Raw genomic sequence first — 15,585 nt, 5'->3', positions numbered from 1 at the left:
TGCGGACGTGTGACGGCGACGCCGCGCATCCGCATCCCTACGCTGTGACGAGTTCCGGCAGCAGGACCGCACGGGGGTCGTATGGGATTCGGATTCGGACAGCGGCGTGGCGGGCAACTCCCCGCCGAGGTCACCGGTTTCGTGGGGCGCGCGCCGGAACTGGCCGCGCTGCGCGATGCGTTGGCGCAGGCGCGGCTCGTCACGGTGGTCGGGCCGGCCGGCGTCGGCAAGAGCCGTACGGCGCTGCGGGCGGCCGGGGAGGCGGCCGCGCGGTACGCGGACGGGGTGCGGCTCGTCGAGCTGTCGGCGCTGCACGACGCCGAGTTGGTCCCGGCGACGCTCGCCGGGGTGCTGGAGCTGCCCGAGCAGTCCGGCATGAGCGCGCTGGACGCGGTCGTGGAGCATCTGCGCGGGCGGCGGATGCTGGTCGTCCTGGACACCTGTGAGCATCTGCTCGACGCGTGCGCGACGCTCTGCGACATCCTGCTGCGCGAGGCGCCCGGGCTGAGCGTGCTCGCCACCAGCCGTCAGCCGCTCGACGTGCCCGGTGAGCACTGTCTGACCCTGGCTCCGCTGCCCCGCGAGGACGCGGTGGAGCTGTTCCTCCAGCGGGCCGCCGCCGTCACCGCGGGGCAGGGCGTGACCGACGCGGACCGGGAGCGCACGCTCGCCCTGGTCGACCGGCTCGACGGCATTCCGCTCGCCCTGGAGCTGGCGGCGGTCAGGCTGCGCGCCCTGCCGCTCGCGGAGCTGGTCGCCCGGCTCGACCGCCGCTTCGAGGTCCTCACCGGGGGCCGGCGCACCGCGCTCACCCGGCACCAGACCCTGCGCACCGCCATCGACTGGTCCCACGAGCTGTGCACCCCGCCCGAACGGCTGCTGTGGGCGCGCCTCTCGGTCTTCGCGGGGCCCTTCGACCTGGCGGCGGCCGAGCAGGTCTGCGCCGGGGGCGGTCTGCCCGCCGAACGGGTCGTCGAGACCCTGGTCGCCCTGGTCGACAAGTCCGTCGTGCAGCGCGTCGACGAGGACGGCGGCGCGGCGCGCTACCGGCTGCTGGACACGATCCGTGAGTACGGGCGGGCACGGCTGTCCCTGACCGACGACCACGAGGCGGTGCCGGAGCGGCACTTCGGGCGCTACGAGCGGCTCGCGGGCCGGTTCTGGGACGAGTTCGTCGGGCCGTCCCAGGTCGCCCTGCACCGCGCGGTACGGCGGGATGCCGCCGATGTGCGGGCCGCCCTGGAGTACGGCTGCGCGAGCCCCGCACGGGCGCCGCGGGCGCTGTGGCTGGCGTCCCGGCTCGGGCCGTACTGGCGGGCCGCGGGCACCCTGTCGGAGGGGCGGTACTGGATCGACAAGGCGCTGGAGCTGACCCCGCGGGACTGCCCCGAGCGGGCCTGGGGGCTGTTGATGACAGGGGTGTTCGGGGTGTGGACGGCCGACCTGGACACCGCCCTGGAGCGGTTCCCCGAGGCCCACGCGGTGGCGCGACGGGTGGGGGAGCGGCGGGTGGAGCTGTTCGCGGAGGCGTATCTGGGGGCGCTGACCGCGCTCGGCGGCAAGGTCGAGGAGGGGCTCGCGGACCTGGAGCGGGCGCGGCAGCGGATCGTCGCGGCCGGTGACGCGCTGGGCATCGGGGTCGTGCACTACGAGGGCGCGCTGCTGCGGGCCGTGCTCGGCGACACGATGGGGGCGCTGGAGCTGTGCGCGACGGGGCTGGCGTATCTGGAGGGCACCGGGGAGCGGCAGATCTACGCCTCCACGCTGGCGGTGCAGGGGCTGATCCTGTCGCTGGCCGGGGATCACGACGACAGCGCGGCGTGCTTCGAGCGGTCCCTCCAGGCGGCCGCGGAGATGGGGGAGGTGCTGGTGGCGGCCCTGGCATGCCTCGGGCTCGCCTGGTACGAGGCCCGGCGCGGGCGGCACGCGCGCGCGTGCTGGCTGCTGGGGTACGCCGAGCACGCCCGCCGTCTGGGTGGTGACCCGGTGGCGATGCTGCCGCGGCTGCTGCAGGAGCAGGAGGCGGTGCAGCGGGCGGTGCGGGCGGCGCTGGGCGCGGAGGACTTCGGCCGGCTTCGGGACGCGGGGGCGCGGATGTCGGGGCGGCAGGTGCTCGAGGCGGTACGCGCGGGTGCCGACGAGCCGGAGCCCTGGGACGGTGTGCGGCGGCCGCCGCGGCCCCGGGAGCCGGTGGAGGGGCGCGCCGCGGACGCTCTCACCCGGCGCGAGCGGGAGGTCGCCGCGCTGGTCGCGCGGGGGCTGTCCAACCGGGAGATCGCCGAGCGGCTGGTCATCTCCAAGCGCACGGTCGACGCCCATGTCGAGCACATCCTCGCCAAGCTGCGCATCACCTCGCGCACCGAGATCACCGCGGTGACCGGCCCGGTCACCTAGGTACGGGGTGGGAGCGCGCCGGACGGGGCCTGGCGGGAGTAGGTATACGGATCTTGCCCGGTCGTGGTGCGCGGCGCCCGTCCGGCACGGCAGCCTGGGGGCAGCCGCCGCGGGGACGGAGCGTCCGGGTGCCGACAGTGGTCGGATCCCCCACGGCTGTCATGGCAGGCATCCGGCGCGGTACCTCCCTCCGGCGGCTGCAGCGGGGCTGCCCCTGGTCGGCGGGGCAGCCCCGCCGTGTGTGATGTGAGTCACTTTCGGTACCTGTCACGTCTGTTCCCCGTCCCTTGTCCCCTGGGCGTCACCGCTTGGTGGCCCGGACCCGGGAGGGACCATGACGCACCAGGATCAGTACGCAGAGCACCGCATCGTCGTCCTCGGAGCCGGCTACACCGGCATGCTGGCGGCCCTCCGCCTGGCCCGCCGCACCCGCCGCAGCGGCGTCCGCATCACCCTCGTGAACCCCTCGGACCGCTTCACCGAACGCCTGCGGCTGCACCAGCTGGCCGCCGGTCAGGAACTGGCCGACCACCGCATCCCCGGCCTGCTCGCCGGCACCGGCGTCGCCTTCGTGCAGGGCACCGTCACCGCGCTGGACGCAACAGCCCGCACGGTGACCGTCGACGGGGGTGCGGCGGTGCTGCCGTACGACACACTCGTGTACGCCCTCGGCAGCGCCCCCGACACCGGGCGGGTGCCCGGCGCGGACGCCCACGCGCACACGCTGAACGGCCGGGACGCGGCGCTCGCGCTGGCCGGCCGGCTGCGCGAGCTCGCCGCGGCCGGCGGCGGCACGGTGGCCGTGTGCGGCGCCGGACTGACCGGTGTGGAGGCGGCGACGGAGATCGCGGAGGCCTACCCGGCGCTGACGGTGACGCTGATCAGCACGGGCGAGCCGGGCGCCCTGATGGGCGAGCGGGCCCGTACCCATCTGCGCCGCGCGCTGCACCGGCTCGGGGTGAGCACGCGCACCGGCGCCGCGGTCACCAAGGTGCTGCCCGACGGCGTGGAGCTGGCGACCGGAGAGGTGGTGTCGGCCGACGTCTGTCTGTGGACGACCGGCGTGCGCGCCCCGCGGACGGCCGCCGACGCCGGGATCGAGGTGGACGGCACCGGCCGTGTGGTCACGGACCGCACCCTGCGATCCGTGTCCCACCCCGAGGTGTACGCCGTCGGTGACGCGGCCGCCGTGCGCATGCCGTGGGGACCGCTGCACGGCACCTGCCAGAGCGGGATGCCCACCGCCCAGTACGCGGCCGACACGATCGCCCGCCGGCTGCGCGGCCGGCAGGTCAAGCCGTTCCGCTTCGGCTATGTGCACCAGCCGGTGAGCCTCGGCCGGCGCGACGCCGTCATCCAGTTCACCCACCCCGACGACACGCCCCGGCGGGCGTATCTGAGGGGCCGGGCCGCCGTGCTGTACAAGGAGACGGTCAGCGCCAGCCCGCTCCCGGCGTACCGGCTCGTCAAGCGGGTCGATGTGAACGTGGCCCTGTCCCGGGGCGGCCGGGCGACGCGGTGAGGGGAAGCGGACACGATGACGGAACCGACGACCGGGCGGGAAGAACGGGACCGGCAGGGCCGCCGGGACGAAGGGGACCGGCAGGACCCCTACCTCCAGCACCGCAGGCTGCTGTTCGCCACCGCCTACCGGATGCTCGGCAGCGTCGCGGACGCCGAGGACGTGCTCCAGGACGCCTGGCTGAGCTGGCACCGGGCGGACCGCTCCGACGTGCGCGACCCGCGGGCGTACCTGGTCCGCACGGTCACCAACCTCGCCCTGAACCGGCTCACCTCGGCCCGGGCGCAGCGCGAGAAGTACGTGGGCCCGTGGCTGCCGGAGCCGCTGCTGACCTCACCCGACGCGGCCGAGGAGACGGAGATGGCGGACAGCGTGTCGACGGCCCTGCTGGTGGTCCTGGAGACCCTGACCCCGGTCGAGCGGGCGGTGTTCGTGCTGCGCGAGGTCTTCGGCTTCAGCCACGCCGAGATCGCCGAGGCCCTCGACCGCCCCGAGCCGGCGGTCCGGCAGATCGCCCACCGCGCCCGGGAGCACGTCCGCGCCCGCCGTCCCCGCTACGACTCCGACGCAGGCCGTCGCGCGGAGGTCACCAGCCGCTTCATCGAGGCGTGCGCGGGCGGTGACCTGACGGCGGTGATGGAACTCCTCGCCCCGGACGTGACCTGCTGGTCCGACGGCGGCGGCAAGATCACCGCGGCCCGGCGTCCGCTGTACGGCCCGGACCACGTGGCCCGCTGGATCCTGGGCGTCCTGGCCAAGCCGCAGTCCCGGGGCGTGCTCATGGAACGTGCCGAGATCAACGGCGAACTGGGCCTGCTCATGCTGCTGGGCGGCACGCCGGTGGGCGCGTTGACGTACGACGTGGTGGACGGCCGTATCCGCAACCTGCGGCTGCAGGTGAACCCGGACAAACTCACCGGGGTGCGGGGCTGAGGAGCCGGTTCGTTTGACATCCGCGCTGCTCTCTTCCATGAGTGTGCTAATTCATTAATGGAACCATGGAAGGTGACGTGGTCGAGTACCGGATCGACCGGAGCAGCGGCGTTCCCGCCTATGTGCAGATCGTCCAGCAGACCGAACGCGCCCTGCGGATGGGCACGTTGAAGGTCGGGGACCGGCTGCCGACGGCCAAGGAGGTCGTCGCGGCCTGTGCCATCAACCCGAACACCGTGCTGCGGGCGTACCGGGACATGGAGCAGGCGGGACTCGTCGAACTGCGCCGTGGGCTGGGCACGTTCGTGACCCGGTCGCTGGCGCAGCCCGCCGCCGAGGACGACACGCTGCGCGCGGAACTGGCCGGCTGGACGGCCCGCGCGCGGGTGGCCGGGCTGCAACGGGCGGACATCCTCGCCCTGGTCACGGCCGCCCTGGACCATCACGAGCGACAGCACCACCAGGAGGACGCATGACCGGGCCTGACGCCCCGGCCGCCCTGCGCGCCACGGGACTCGGATTCCGGTACCGGGCGCGGGGCGGCTGGGCCCTGAAGGACTGCGAGTTCACCGTGCCCGAGGGCCGCATCACCGCGCTCGTCGGGCGCAACGGCGCCGGCAAGAGCACCCTGCTGCACCTGGCCGGGGGCCTGCTGCGCCCCCGTACCGGGCAGATACGGGTCCTCGGCACCGTTCCCGGTACGCCCGAGGCGCGCACCCAGGTCGCCCTGCTGACCCAGGACAAGCCGCTGTACCCGCGCTTCACGGTCGCCGACACGCTGCTGATGGGCGGCAAGCTGAACGCCACCTGGGACCGCGAGGCCGCCGGGGCCGTCGTGGCCGCCGGGGGGATCGCGCTCACCGCGCGGGTCGGCGAGCTGTCCCCGGGGCAGCGCACCCGGGTCGCGCTCGCCCTCGCGCTCGGCAAGCGGCCCCGCCTGCTGCTGCTGGACGAACCGATGGCCGACCTCGACCCCGTGGTGCGCGGCGAGATCATGGCCGTGCTGATGACCGAGGCCGCCGAGCGCGGGACGAGCATCCTGCTGTCCTCGCACGTGCTGCCCGAACTGGAGCAGACCTGTGACTGGGTCGTCGTGCTGCGCGACGGCCGGGTCGAGCTGAGCGAGGACGCGGACGCGCTGCGGGAGGCGCACGCACTGGTCACCGGGCACGCCGACCGGGCGGGTGCGCTGGCCGGCCACACCGTGGTGCACCGGAGCACCGCCGGGCGGCAGCTGAACGCCCTGGTGCGGCGGCGCGGGCCGCTGACGGGCGACTGGCATGTGGAGCGGGCCGGCCTGGAGGACGTCCTGCTCGCGTATCTTCAGGCCGGCGACGCGGCCGGGACGGAGGCGGCGGCGTGATGAAGGGTTCCTTCTGGCTGGCCTGGCGCCAGCAGCGCACGACGGTCGCGGTGGGCGTCGCCGTCCTGCTCGCGGCCGCGGCCCTCGCGGCGTACTCCCGCTCCGGGATGCTCGACGACCTGCGCAGCGGGCTGTTCGACCGGTGCGAGGCCGGGCCCCTGTACTGCACCGGCCCGGACGGCCGGATCCTCTTCCTCGACATCGATCCGCTGCGCTACCTGGGCGCACTGAACATCGCGCTGCCCGTGCTGGTCGGCGTGTTCTGGGGCGCCCCGCTGCTCGGACGCGACCGCGAACTGGGCACGCATCGCACCGTCTTGGCGCAGGGAATCAGCCGCGGACAGTGGTTCTCCTCGCGGTACGCGCTCGCCGCGGTGAGCGCGGTCGCCCTGTCCGGTGTACTGGCGTGGCTGTTCGCCTGGTGGCGGCAGCCGGCCGAGGACAGGAGCTACGGACTGTTCTGGTACGAGACGTCCGCGCTGAGCGGCTCCGGGCCGCGGGTCGTCGCCGCCGCGCTGTTCGGGCTCGCGACCGGCACCCTGCTCGGGCTGCTGTGCCGCCGGGTGCTCGCGGCGATGGGATGGACGCTGCTGGTCACGGGCGGGGTGTCGCTCGCCGTGGAATGGCTGCACAAAGCGCGCGTGCTGGTCGCCCCGCACACCTACACCAGCGCCGGCAGCGCGCCCAAGCCCGAGATGGGCGACAAGTGGTCCACCGGGCACTACGGCCTGATCACCGCCGACGGTCACCGCACCGACGTCCTCGCCTGCCCCTTCCCCTCCGGCGCCGAGCTGCGGCAGTGCATGGCCCAGCACCACTTCGTCGCCCGCTTCTACGAGGCCAACCCCGCCGGTGACTACTGGGCGTTCCAGTGGACCGACACCGCGCTCCTCGGCGGACTCGCGCTCCTGCTCACCCTCGCCACGGTGCTGCTGCTGCGCCGCCGCGTCTGAACTCCCCTTCCCCCTTCACCGCTGTTCCGTACGGAGGTCGATCCGCCATGCCCGCAGACGCCAAGTCGCCGCGGAAACTGCGCAGCAACCGCGCCGCCCTGACCCACAAGATGGGGTACGCGCTGCGCCACCCCGAGCGGGTCGCGCCGTATCTGAAGCGGGCCGGGCGGGACGCCTGGCTGCGGCTCAAGCACCCGGACCACGTGGGTTACTACCGGGCGGTGATGGCGTCCGACACAAGGCGCAGTCCCGAGGCGGCGGTCGGTTCGCAGACGCACGAGCGGTGGCTGGCGCTGGGGCGGATGCAGTTCGACTACCTCGTCGAACACGGGCTGCGGCCCGGGCAGCGCATGCTCGACATAGGCTGCGGCAACCTGCGCGGCGGCTGGCGGTTCATCCAGCACCTCGACGCCGGCCACTACTACGGCATCGACATCTCGCCTGACATCCTGGTCGCCGCCAAGCAGACCCTCGTCGAGCGGGGTCTGCAGGACAAGATGCCGCACCTGACCATCACCGGCGACCTCACGCTGGACTTCCTGCCCGACGACCACTTCGACGTCGTCCACGCGCACAGCGTCTTCTCGCACTCGCCGCTCGACGTCATCGAGGAGTGCCTGTCCCACGTCGGCCGGGTGCTGAAGCCGACGGGCTTCTTCGACTTCACCTTCGACCGCACGGAGGGCGCCGAACACCAGGTGCTGCGCGAGGACTTCTACTACCGCACGGAAACCCTCCTCGCCCTGGCCCGCCGCCACGGCCTGCACGCCCGTTTCATGGAGGACTGGGAAACCCGCCCGCACGGCCAGTCGAAGATCCGGGTGAGCCGCGCACCGCGGTGACCGGCACGGGGGCCGGTGGGGGGGGGGCAGCCCGCGGGCCCGGCCGAGGTCGGCCGGGCCCGGGCGGGGGGCAGCGGGGTCAGCGGACCGTGGCTGCGTCCCAGTGGTAGAAGCGGTGTGCCATCGCGTCCTTGGGGCTGCGCCAGGTCGCCGGGTCGTACGCGGAGACGAACGGCGTCAGACGTTCGCTGACGTCACGGAACTCCGGGTGCTCGACCAGACGCGCGATCGCAGGCGACGGGTCCTGCTCCGCCTCGATGAGGTGGAGGTAGATGTCGTTGAACTGGAACAGGCTGCGCCGGGTGACGCCCACCAGGTGCGGCAGCTCGCCCTGGTCGGAGTCGGCGAAGACCTGCGCGATGTCGTTCTGAGAGCCGGGTTTCATCCGGGCGACGATCAGGGTGTGGTGCATCGCGGGGCGCCCCTTCAGTCCGTGGCCAGCGCCGGCTCGCGGCGCTCGTCGCCGGCCGCCTGCTCGATGCGGTCCCGGATCAGCGCCATCTGCGTCTTCGAGTTGCGGTTGATCATCGCGGTCATGCCCGCGTCGTCGACCGGCGCCTCCGGCTTCATCGCGAAGTCCTGGATCCAGCGCATCCGCACACCCTCGGGCGTCTCGCGGTACTCCCAGCGGATGTTCATGTACTGGAAGGGCCCGGTCTCCACGCGGTGCGCGCGCACCGTGCGGCTCGCCCGGTCGGCCGTGCGCTCCGACACCCAGCTCCACACCTTGCCCTGCTCGTCGGGGTGCATGGTGAGCCGGAAGGTGACCGTGTCGCCCTTGCGGTCGAGGACGTCGACCGAGGCGTACTCGCTGAACAGGTCCGGCCAGTTCGCCAGGTCGTTGGTCATGTCCCAGACCAGGTCGAAGGGGGCGGCGATGGTGATCTCGTTCTCGGTGTGTCCGTCGGTCATGTCAGGCTCCACTCGTCAGGGCGTCGTTGACCAGCGCGAGGAACTCGGCCGGCGTCTTGCACTTCTCCGCGTTCTCCGGCAGGCCGGCGCCGTGCCGCTTCTCCAGCTCGGCGACGATGCCGAGCAGACCCAGCGAGTCCAGCCCGAAGCTGTCGAAGCCCGAGGCGGACTGCCGCTCCAGCTCCTGCGGCTCGACGCTGACGCCGGCCGTTCGCTTCATCAGCTCGGCCAGGTCGGCGTAGGTGACGCGGGCGGTCAGCCGGTGGTCCAGTTGGTCGGTCATGTGCTGTTCCCTCTCTCGTGGCTCGCGTGGATGGTCACGGCGCGCGCAGGACGAGCGCCGCGTTGTTGCCCATCAGGCCCCGGCTGACGACCAGGGCCGTACGGACCTCGGCGGTCCGGGCCCGGCCGGTCACCAGGTCCAGCTCGTGGCAGGGGTCGAAGACGTTCGGCGTGGGCGGGATCAGGCCGTGCTCCATCGCGAGCACCGCCGTCGCCACGTCCAGCACCGCCGCCGCGCAGTGCGCCCGGCCCCCGCCGGTCTTCGGCGCGGTCACCGGCACCTTCCGGGCGTGCGGCCCGAGCGCGTCGGCGAGGGCGAGGACCTCCGCCTCGTCCGCCTCCGGCACCCCCAGCGCGTCGGCGAAGACGACGTCCACATCCTGTGGACGGCACCCCGCCTGCGTCAGCGCACCGGTGATCGCGCGGGCCAGCCCCTCGCGGGAGTCGGCCCAGCGGGAGGCCCCGGTGAAGGTCGCCGCGTGACCGGCCACCGTCGCCCGTGCCTCCGCGCCCCGCTCGCGCGCCGCCCGCTCGTCCTCCAGGACGAACATCGCGCCGCCCTCACCGGGCACGAAACCGCACGCGCCCGAGGTGAAGGGGCGGTACGCGCGCTCCGGGTCGTCGCTGGTGCTGAGCTCCGGATAGCCGAGCTGGCACACCATCGAGTACGGCGCGAGCGGCGCCTCCGTGGCGCCGACCACCACCGCGTCGGTGCCCCGGCCGATCGCTCGGGCCGCGTGCGCCAGCGCGTCCAGGCCGCCCGGCTCGTCCGCGCACACCACCCCGCACGGGCCCTTGAACCCGCCGCGGATGGAGGTCTGGCCGGTGCTGGCGGCGTAGAACCACGCGATCGACTGGTACGGCCCGACGTGCTTGGGGCCGTCGCCCCACAGCTTCTGCAGCTCCCGCTGGCCGAACTCGCCGCCGCCGGAGCCCGCGGCCGTCACCACGCCCACCGCGTACGGCGAGTCGGGATCGGCCGGCGCCAGCCGGGCGTCGTCCAGCGCCAGTTGGGCCGCGGCCATGGCGTGGTGCGTGAACCGGTCCGTCTGGACCAGGTACGTCGCCTCGATCAGCGCCGCCGGGTCGAACCCCTGCACCTCGCCGCCCACCTTCAGCGGCAGATGCGTGCAGCCCTCGCGGGTGATCGGGCCGAGGAAGCCGCGGCCGTCGGCCACCGCCTTCCAGTACGTCTCCACGCCGACGCCCTGCGGCGCCACCACACCCAGCCCGGTGACGACGGCCCGCCGGGTATCCGGTCCGCTCATCGCAGCCTCCTTACCGGTCCTGTCAGAACGACCGCCGACTGGAACCCGCCGAACCCGCTGCCCACCGACAGCACCGTGGAGAGCTCCCGCTCCCGCGCGGTGCGCGGCACGTAGTCGAGGTCGCACTCGGGGTCCGGCACCTCGTAGTTCGCCGTCGGCGGCACCACCTGGTGGGCCATCGCCAGCACGCACGCCACCAGCTCGATCGAGCCGATCGCGCCGAGCGAGTGACCCACCATCGACTTGATGGAGCTCATCGGGGTGTCGAAGGCGTGCGCGCCCAGGGCGCGTTTGACCGCGGCGGTCTCGTGCCGGTCGTTCTGCTGCGTGCCCGAGCCGTGCGCGTTGACATAGCCGACCGCCGTCGCGTCCAGCCGGGCCTGGCCGAGCGCGTCGTCGATGGCCCGCGCCATCTCCAGGCCCTCCTTGGTCAGACCGGTCATGTGGTACGCGTTGCCGTACGTGGCGTAGCCGGCCAGCTCGCAGTAGATCTCCGCGCCGCGCGCCCGGGCGTGCTCCAGGTCCTCCAGCACCAGGACCGCGCCGCCCTCGCCCATGACGAACCCGTTGCGGCGGGCGTCGAAGGGGCGGGAGGCGTGCTCGGGGTCGTCGTTGCTCGGCGACGTCGCCTTGATCGCGTCGAAGCACGCCATGGTGATCGGGGATATCGGCGAGTCCGACGCGCCCGCGATCACCACGTCCGCGCGGCCCTCGGCGACCGCCTGCGCGGCGTAGCCGACCGCGTCCAGACCCGAGGTGCAGCCCGTGGAGACGGTCTGCACCACGCCGCGCACCCCGAACTCCTCGGCCACGGTCGCGGCCAGCGTGCTCGGCGAGTACGCGCGGTGCAGATCCGGGCCGGCCTTCGTGTGGTCCACGTCCCAGCGGGCGCCGCGCTCGCTGACCAGCACGTAGTCGTGCTCCAGCCGGGTGGTGCCGCCGACCGCGGTGCCGAGGAAGGCGCCCATGCGCCACGGGTCCTCGCGGGCCGTGTCCAGGCCCGCGTCCCGGACCGCCTCGGCGGCCGCGACCAGGGCGAACTGTATGTACCGGTCGCAGCGCTGGGTGGTCGCGAGATCCAGCCCGTGCGCGGCGGGGTCGAAGTCGCACTCGGCGGCCATCTGCGAGCGCAGGCCCTCCGGGTCGAACAGGGAGATCCTTCGGGTGGCCGTACGCCCCTGCGAGAGCAGGTCCCAGAACGCGGGGACGCCGATGCCGCCGGGTGCGACGACGCCTATGCCGGTGACCGCGACGCGCCTGTTCATGACACCGCCCCGGCCGGTTCCGCGTCCTCCGTGTCGACGTGCCCCATGTCCGGGCGCGGCGCCAGCGGGCCGAGGTGGAAGACGATCCGCGCCTCGGTGTCCCCGACGTTGCGGAACCGGTGCCGCACGTGCGGCGGGATCAGCAGCCCCTGCTCGGTGCGCAGATGCTGCGGCTCGCCGTCCAGGTCCACCTCGAACACGCCCTGCGTGACGAAGACGAACTCCTCGGAGTACGGGTGGTAGTGCTCGGCGATGCGCTCCCCGGGCTGCACGATGGCCACGCCCATGAAGCCGCTGGTCGAGCCCGCGGTCGTCGGCGTCAGAAGCGCGCGGACGTCACCGCCGCGCCGGCGGTTGGGGGCGATCGAACCGAGGTCGACGATGCGTGCCTGCTGTTGCGTCATGACGTTTCACTCCGGGAGGGAAGAGGGTTCGGGGTGAGTCGGGAAGTGCCGGCGGCGGTGACATACGGGTCGCAAGGCCGCCGCCGTGCGGGTCAGGAGGCCGCCGCCGTGCGGTCCGTGAGCGGTCGCATCCGGGCCCGGGTCAGGAGGCGGGGCAGCGCCCGCTCGTCGGTCAGCGGGACGTCGAGGCCGAGGGCGTCGCCGTCCAGCAGCGGCGCGGCCGCGGCGCGCGCCTGCGCGTCCGCCAGGGCGAGGACGCGTCCCGGGGTGTCCTGCGGGTCGCCGGCCACATCGACCAGGCGCACCACGAGGTCGTCGCGGTGAAAGACGGTGCAGGACGTCACCGGGGTCTCCGGGTCGCCCGCGGCCGCCGCGTCCTGCCGCGCCAGCAGCCGGGCCAGCGCCGGGCCGGCGCCCGGGCGGGCGTAGTAGAGCAGGGCCACCCGCTCCACGTCGGCGCCCGGGGTGACGGCGTCCACATGGTGTACGGCGGGCAGCGCGGCCCGGGTGAAGAAGGCCCGCGCCGACTTGGGGTCCTTAAGGTCGCGGTCCTGCTCCAGATAGGGGTTGATGGCCTCCTCCACGGCCCGCACCTCCGGCTGGCGCGACACGTGCCGCAGCGCGGCCTGAAGGTCGCCGCGCACCTCGACCGCGCGCACCACCCGGTTGCCGTGCATGAACAGGGACGTGCGCAGCAGCCGGGTGGTGTCGTCCACCCGGGGCTGCGGGGAGGCGTAGTGGGACAGCAGCTCGGCGACGACGGCCTCGCTGCCCGGGGTGACCGTGAAGGTCAGGGCGTGGCGGACGACGTTGCCGCCGGTGCGCGGGGCCGGCTGGAGGCCGCCCGTGGGAAGGGCGTCGGCGCTGCCGAACGTCTCCCGCAGCACGGTGTAGCGCAGGGAACGGGTGTCGCGGACGCAGCCGCTCATCGGCTCGACCATGTCCAGGTGCTGGTCGCTGTTGACCCAGGCGAGGAAGGGCTCGGCGCTCTCCCACTCGCTGGTGATGAGCCACTGGGTGGGGTTCTCCAGGGACTGGCACAGCTGGTCGCTGATGTGTCCCGGTACGGAGGCCACCTGCGCGCACATGCGCTCGTAGGCGGTCAGGAACTCCTGTTGGGTTCCGTCGTGGATGTCCACCATGAGCACGACCCGCACCCGGGACCCGTCGAACGCGTCCGTGGCGACGCGGTCCGGGACCGTCGACACGGCGGGGGAGACCGTCATCCTGCACACCTCTTCTTCGGGTGGGGAGTTTTCGTTTTCCGCGGTGGGTGGTGGGTGGGGGTCGCCCGGGGCGGCCTCCGCGGCCACGTAGGGACGATCCTGAGCCGAGCTGCACGAGCGCGCGATCCGGGCGGGGTGAGCGGGTGAAGCGTGAGCCGCCGAGGGCGGCGCGGGGCATGGATGTGAACCCGTGGGATCGACGCGCTGGAGGCGAAGCGATGAAGCAACAGGCCGGTCAGGAGGCCGTGCACCGGGTTCCTGTCCTGATCGTCGGAGGGTCCCTGGTGGGACTTTCGACATCCGTGTTCCTGGGCCGTCTGGGGGTACGGCACACTCTCGTGGAGCGGCATGCCGGTACGTCCATTCACCCGCGTGGGCGCGGCAACAACGTCCGGACGATGGAACTGTTCCGGGTCGCGGGCGTCGAGGGGGACATCCACCGGGCCGCGGCCACCCTCGCCGACAACCACGGCATCCTGCAGACGCCGACGCTCGTCGGGGACGCCGGGGAGTGGCTGTTCAAGGAGATCGACCCGGGCGGCGGGCTGGCCCGCTTCAGCCCCACCTCCTGGTGCCTGTGCAGCCAGAACGACCTGGAGCCGGTGCTGCTGGACCACGCCGTGGCGCTGGGTGGCGACCTGCGGTTCTCCACCGAGCTGATGTCCTTCGAGGTGGACGGTGACGGCGTGACGGCCGTCGCGAAGAGCCGTGAGACCGGGGAGCACCTGCGGGTGCGGGCGGACTACCTCGTCGCCGCGGACGGGCCGCGCAGTCCCGTGCGCGAGCAGCTCGGCATCGGGCAGAGCGGGCCGGGCGACCTGTTCCACAACATCAGCGTCACGTTCCGCTCGCGCGGGCTGGCGGAGGTGGTCGGGGACCGGCGGTTCATCGTGTGCTACCTGACGTCCCCCGAGGCGGACGGGGCGCTGCTGCCCGTGGACAACCGGGAGAACTGGGTGTTCCACGCGCCCTGGCATCCCGAACGCGGGGAAACGGTCGAGGAGTTCACCGACGAGCGGTGCATCGCGCACATCCGGCGCGCGGTCGGGGTCGACGACCTCGACGTGGAGATCACCGGGCGGGCGCCCTGGCACGCGGCCCAGCGGGTCGCGACGGCCTACCGGTCCGGGCGGGTCTTCCTCGCCGGGGACTCCGCGCACGAGATGTCACCGACCGGGGCGTTCGGGTCCAACACCGGGATCCAGGACGCGCACAACCTCGCGTGGAAACTCGCCGCCGTGCTCGGGGGGTGGGCCGGGGACGGGCTGCTCGACAGCTACGACGCGGAACGGCGGCCGGTGGCGGAGGCGACGAGCGCGCGGGCGGCGGTGCGGTCGGTGGAGCACGCGCATCCCGGGTTCGCGCCGACTGCCGGGGCCGGCGGGGCCGGCGGGGGTGGCGGGGGTGGCGGGCGGCGGCCCGGGGGGATCCTCGATGTGGCGCTGGGGTACCGCTACCCGGGTGGTGCGGTCGTCGGGGCCGATGCCGGTGGGCCCGTGGTGCCCGAACGGCTGGAGCTGTCCGGGGCGCCGGGCAGCCGGGCGCCGCATCTGTGGGTGCGGCGGGCCGACGGCACGCGCGTGTCCACCCTCGACCTGTACGAGACGTCGCTGGTGCTGCTGTGCGACGCCGCGGCGGGGCGGGCCTGGTACGACGCGGCGCTGCGGCTGGCCGACGAGCTGCGTGTGCCGCTGCGGCCGCATCGGGTGGGGGCGGGCGGGGATCTCGTGCCCGAGGAGTCCGTGTCGTGGTCGGATCTGCACGGGGTCGCTGCGGGCGGCGCGGTGCTGGTGCGGCCGGACGGGTTCGTGGCTTGGCGGACGGCGCATGCGGTGCAGGACGCGGAGCGGGAGCTGAGGGGGGTGCTGGGTCGGGTGCTGTCGTTGCGGACGTGAGGGGTGGGGGCGCGTGGTCCGTCTGCGGGTGCGTGGGGGTTGCTCGCGCCGTTCCCCGCGCCCCTTCTGGTGCCTGCGGCGGCCCGTTTCTGTCCGGTGGGTGGTTGCGGTCCCGCCTCCGCTGCGTTGTGGGTCGGGGCCGGGGCGTGGGGTGTCCGTCCTCGGTCCGGCCGCCCGTCGCCTGATACGGCGCCCTGTGCCGGTGCCGGCCGCTGCGGGCGGACACCCCCCACCCCGTCCCCTTCCCGCCGTACGCGGGTGCGGGCTGTCGCCCCTTCCGGGTCCGGGGCGCAGCGCGTGGCGGGCGGTCCGTCCGAGGCCGACGG

The 15,585-nt window shown here is 73.8% G+C and carries 15 protein-coding genes; 8 read left to right on the top strand and 7 right to left on the bottom strand.

Going from position 1 to position 15,585, the window contains the following annotated elements:
- The first annotated feature begins 81 nt into the window (after positions 1-81).
- The 7 genes from ACZ67Q_RS16290 (at position 82) to ACZ67Q_RS16260 (ending at position 8,007) form a co-directional block, all read left to right on the top strand.
- The gene (locus ACZ67Q_RS16290) at positions 82-2,394 is read left to right on the top strand and encodes an ATP-binding protein (protein ID WP_471182028.1); all 2,313 of its coding nucleotides are present in this window, start codon (positions 82-84) and stop codon (positions 2,392-2,394) included.
- A gap of 334 nt (positions 2,395-2,728) precedes the next feature.
- Positions 2,729-3,916, top strand: a complete 1,188-nt coding sequence (locus tag ACZ67Q_RS16285) for an NAD(P)/FAD-dependent oxidoreductase (RefSeq protein WP_471182025.1) — start codon at positions 2,729-2,731, stop codon at positions 3,914-3,916.
- A 15-nt stretch (positions 3,917-3,931) separates the two neighbouring features.
- Entirely contained in the window at positions 3,932-4,849 is a 918-nt protein-coding gene (locus tag ACZ67Q_RS16280) for an RNA polymerase sigma-70 factor (RefSeq protein ID WP_471182022.1), read from the top strand.
- Between the two features lie 65 nt (positions 4,850-4,914).
- On the top strand, positions 4,915-5,325 hold the full coding sequence (locus tag ACZ67Q_RS16275; protein ID WP_471182019.1) for a GntR family transcriptional regulator: 411 nt from the start codon (positions 4,915-4,917) through the stop codon (positions 5,323-5,325).
- Positions 5,322-6,212 carry an ABC transporter ATP-binding protein gene (locus ACZ67Q_RS16270; RefSeq protein WP_471182016.1) on the top strand — a complete coding sequence of 297 codons (891 nt, stop codon included), beginning with the start codon at positions 5,322-5,324 and terminating at the stop codon, positions 6,210-6,212. The genes ACZ67Q_RS16275 and ACZ67Q_RS16270 overlap by 4 nt, the downstream gene beginning before the upstream one ends.
- A complete protein-coding gene (locus ACZ67Q_RS16265) occupies positions 6,212-7,165 on the top strand; it encodes a transporter (protein ID WP_471182687.1) in 954 nt (317 codons plus the stop codon). Before ACZ67Q_RS16270 ends, ACZ67Q_RS16265 begins: the two co-directional genes overlap by 1 nt.
- Positions 7,166-7,212: 47 nt before the next feature.
- The gene (locus ACZ67Q_RS16260; RefSeq protein ID WP_471182013.1) at positions 7,213-8,007 is read left to right on the top strand and encodes a class I SAM-dependent methyltransferase; all 795 of its coding nucleotides are present in this window, start codon (positions 7,213-7,215) and stop codon (positions 8,005-8,007) included.
- Between the two features lie 79 nt (positions 8,008-8,086).
- On the opposite strand, the gene ACZ67Q_RS16255 is transcribed toward ACZ67Q_RS16260, so the two are convergent.
- The 7 genes from ACZ67Q_RS16255 to ACZ67Q_RS16225 form a co-directional block, all read right to left on the bottom strand.
- Positions 8,087-8,419: a TcmI family type II polyketide cyclase gene (locus tag ACZ67Q_RS16255; RefSeq protein ID WP_471182011.1), complete on the bottom strand. Its 333-nt coding sequence runs from the start codon at positions 8,417-8,419 to the stop codon at positions 8,087-8,089.
- A 14-nt stretch (positions 8,420-8,433) separates the two neighbouring features.
- Positions 8,434-8,919 (bottom strand): SRPBCC family protein, encoded by a 486-nt coding sequence (locus tag ACZ67Q_RS16250; protein ID WP_471182009.1) that lies wholly within the window; start codon positions 8,917-8,919, stop codon positions 8,434-8,436.
- Position 8,920: 1 nt separating this feature from the next.
- Positions 8,921-9,202 carry an acyl carrier protein gene (locus ACZ67Q_RS16245; protein WP_469815050.1) on the bottom strand — a complete coding sequence of 94 codons (282 nt, stop codon included), beginning with the start codon at positions 9,200-9,202 and terminating at the stop codon, positions 8,921-8,923.
- A gap of 34 nt (positions 9,203-9,236) precedes the next feature.
- Complete coding sequence (locus ACZ67Q_RS16240) at positions 9,237-10,469, bottom strand: ketosynthase chain-length factor (RefSeq protein ID WP_471182006.1); 1,233 nt, start codon at positions 10,467-10,469, stop codon at positions 9,237-9,239.
- Entirely contained in the window at positions 10,466-11,734 is a 1,269-nt protein-coding gene (locus ACZ67Q_RS16235) for a beta-ketoacyl-[acyl-carrier-protein] synthase family protein (RefSeq protein WP_471182004.1), read from the bottom strand. The genes ACZ67Q_RS16240 and ACZ67Q_RS16235 overlap by 4 nt, the downstream gene beginning before the upstream one ends.
- Positions 11,731-12,138, bottom strand: a complete 408-nt coding sequence (locus ACZ67Q_RS16230; RefSeq protein WP_469815046.1) for a cupin domain-containing protein — start codon at positions 12,136-12,138, stop codon at positions 11,731-11,733. Before ACZ67Q_RS16230 ends, ACZ67Q_RS16235 begins: the two co-directional genes overlap by 4 nt.
- A 92-nt stretch (positions 12,139-12,230) precedes the next feature.
- Positions 12,231-13,364, bottom strand: a complete 1,134-nt coding sequence (locus ACZ67Q_RS16225; RefSeq protein WP_471182001.1) for a SchA/CurD-like domain-containing protein — start codon at positions 13,362-13,364, stop codon at positions 12,231-12,233.
- A gap of 176 nt (positions 13,365-13,540) precedes the next feature.
- Between ACZ67Q_RS16225 and ACZ67Q_RS16220 the strand changes: the two genes are divergently transcribed.
- A complete protein-coding gene (locus tag ACZ67Q_RS16220) occupies positions 13,541-15,259 on the top strand; it encodes an FAD-dependent oxidoreductase (RefSeq protein WP_471181998.1) in 1,719 nt (572 codons plus the stop codon).
- Positions 15,260-15,585 lie beyond the last annotated feature (326 nt).

This window comes from Streptomyces sp. NPDC036813, assembly GCF_055609245.1.
The sequence above is the reverse complement of the archived record's forward strand: the minus strand, read 5'-3'. Positions and strand labels throughout refer to the sequence as shown.

What these genes read in the sequence shown, in the direction of transcription:
- ACZ67Q_RS16265 (WP_471182687.1), top strand. Translation starts at nt 6,212, where the DNA reads ATGAAGGGTTCCTTCTGGCTGGCCTGGCGCCAGCAGCGCACGACGGTC.
- ACZ67Q_RS16275 (WP_471182019.1), top strand. Translation starts at nt 4,915, where the DNA reads ATGGAAGGTGACGTGGTCGAGTACCGGATCGACCGGAGCAGCGGCGTT.
- ACZ67Q_RS16270 (WP_471182016.1), top strand. Translation starts at nt 5,322, where the DNA reads ATGACCGGGCCTGACGCCCCGGCCGCCCTGCGCGCCACGGGACTCGGA.
- ACZ67Q_RS16225 (WP_471182001.1), bottom strand. Translation starts at nt 13,364, where the DNA reads ATGACGGTCTCCCCCGCCGTGTCGACGGTCCCGGACCGCGTCGCCACG.
- ACZ67Q_RS16290 (WP_471182028.1), top strand. Translation starts at nt 82, where the DNA reads ATGGGATTCGGATTCGGACAGCGGCGTGGCGGGCAACTCCCCGCCGAG.
- ACZ67Q_RS16260 (WP_471182013.1), top strand. Translation starts at nt 7,213, where the DNA reads ATGCCCGCAGACGCCAAGTCGCCGCGGAAACTGCGCAGCAACCGCGCC.
- ACZ67Q_RS16220 (WP_471181998.1), top strand. Translation starts at nt 13,541, where the DNA reads ATGGATGTGAACCCGTGGGATCGACGCGCTGGAGGCGAAGCGATGAAG.
- ACZ67Q_RS16250 (WP_471182009.1), bottom strand. Translation starts at nt 8,919, where the DNA reads ATGACCGACGGACACACCGAGAACGAGATCACCATCGCCGCCCCCTTC.
- ACZ67Q_RS16285 (WP_471182025.1), top strand. Translation starts at nt 2,729, where the DNA reads ATGACGCACCAGGATCAGTACGCAGAGCACCGCATCGTCGTCCTCGGA.
- ACZ67Q_RS16280 (WP_471182022.1), top strand. Translation starts at nt 3,932, where the DNA reads ATGACGGAACCGACGACCGGGCGGGAAGAACGGGACCGGCAGGGCCGC.
- ACZ67Q_RS16245 (WP_469815050.1), bottom strand. Translation starts at nt 9,202, where the DNA reads ATGACCGACCAACTGGACCACCGGCTGACCGCCCGCGTCACCTACGCC.
- ACZ67Q_RS16240 (WP_471182006.1), bottom strand. Translation starts at nt 10,469, where the DNA reads ATGAGCGGACCGGATACCCGGCGGGCCGTCGTCACCGGGCTGGGTGTG.
- ACZ67Q_RS16235 (WP_471182004.1), bottom strand. Translation starts at nt 11,734, where the DNA reads ATGAACAGGCGCGTCGCGGTCACCGGCATAGGCGTCGTCGCACCCGGC.
- ACZ67Q_RS16230 (WP_469815046.1), bottom strand. Translation starts at nt 12,138, where the DNA reads ATGACGCAACAGCAGGCACGCATCGTCGACCTCGGTTCGATCGCCCCC.
- ACZ67Q_RS16255 (WP_471182011.1), bottom strand. Translation starts at nt 8,419, where the DNA reads ATGCACCACACCCTGATCGTCGCCCGGATGAAACCCGGCTCTCAGAAC.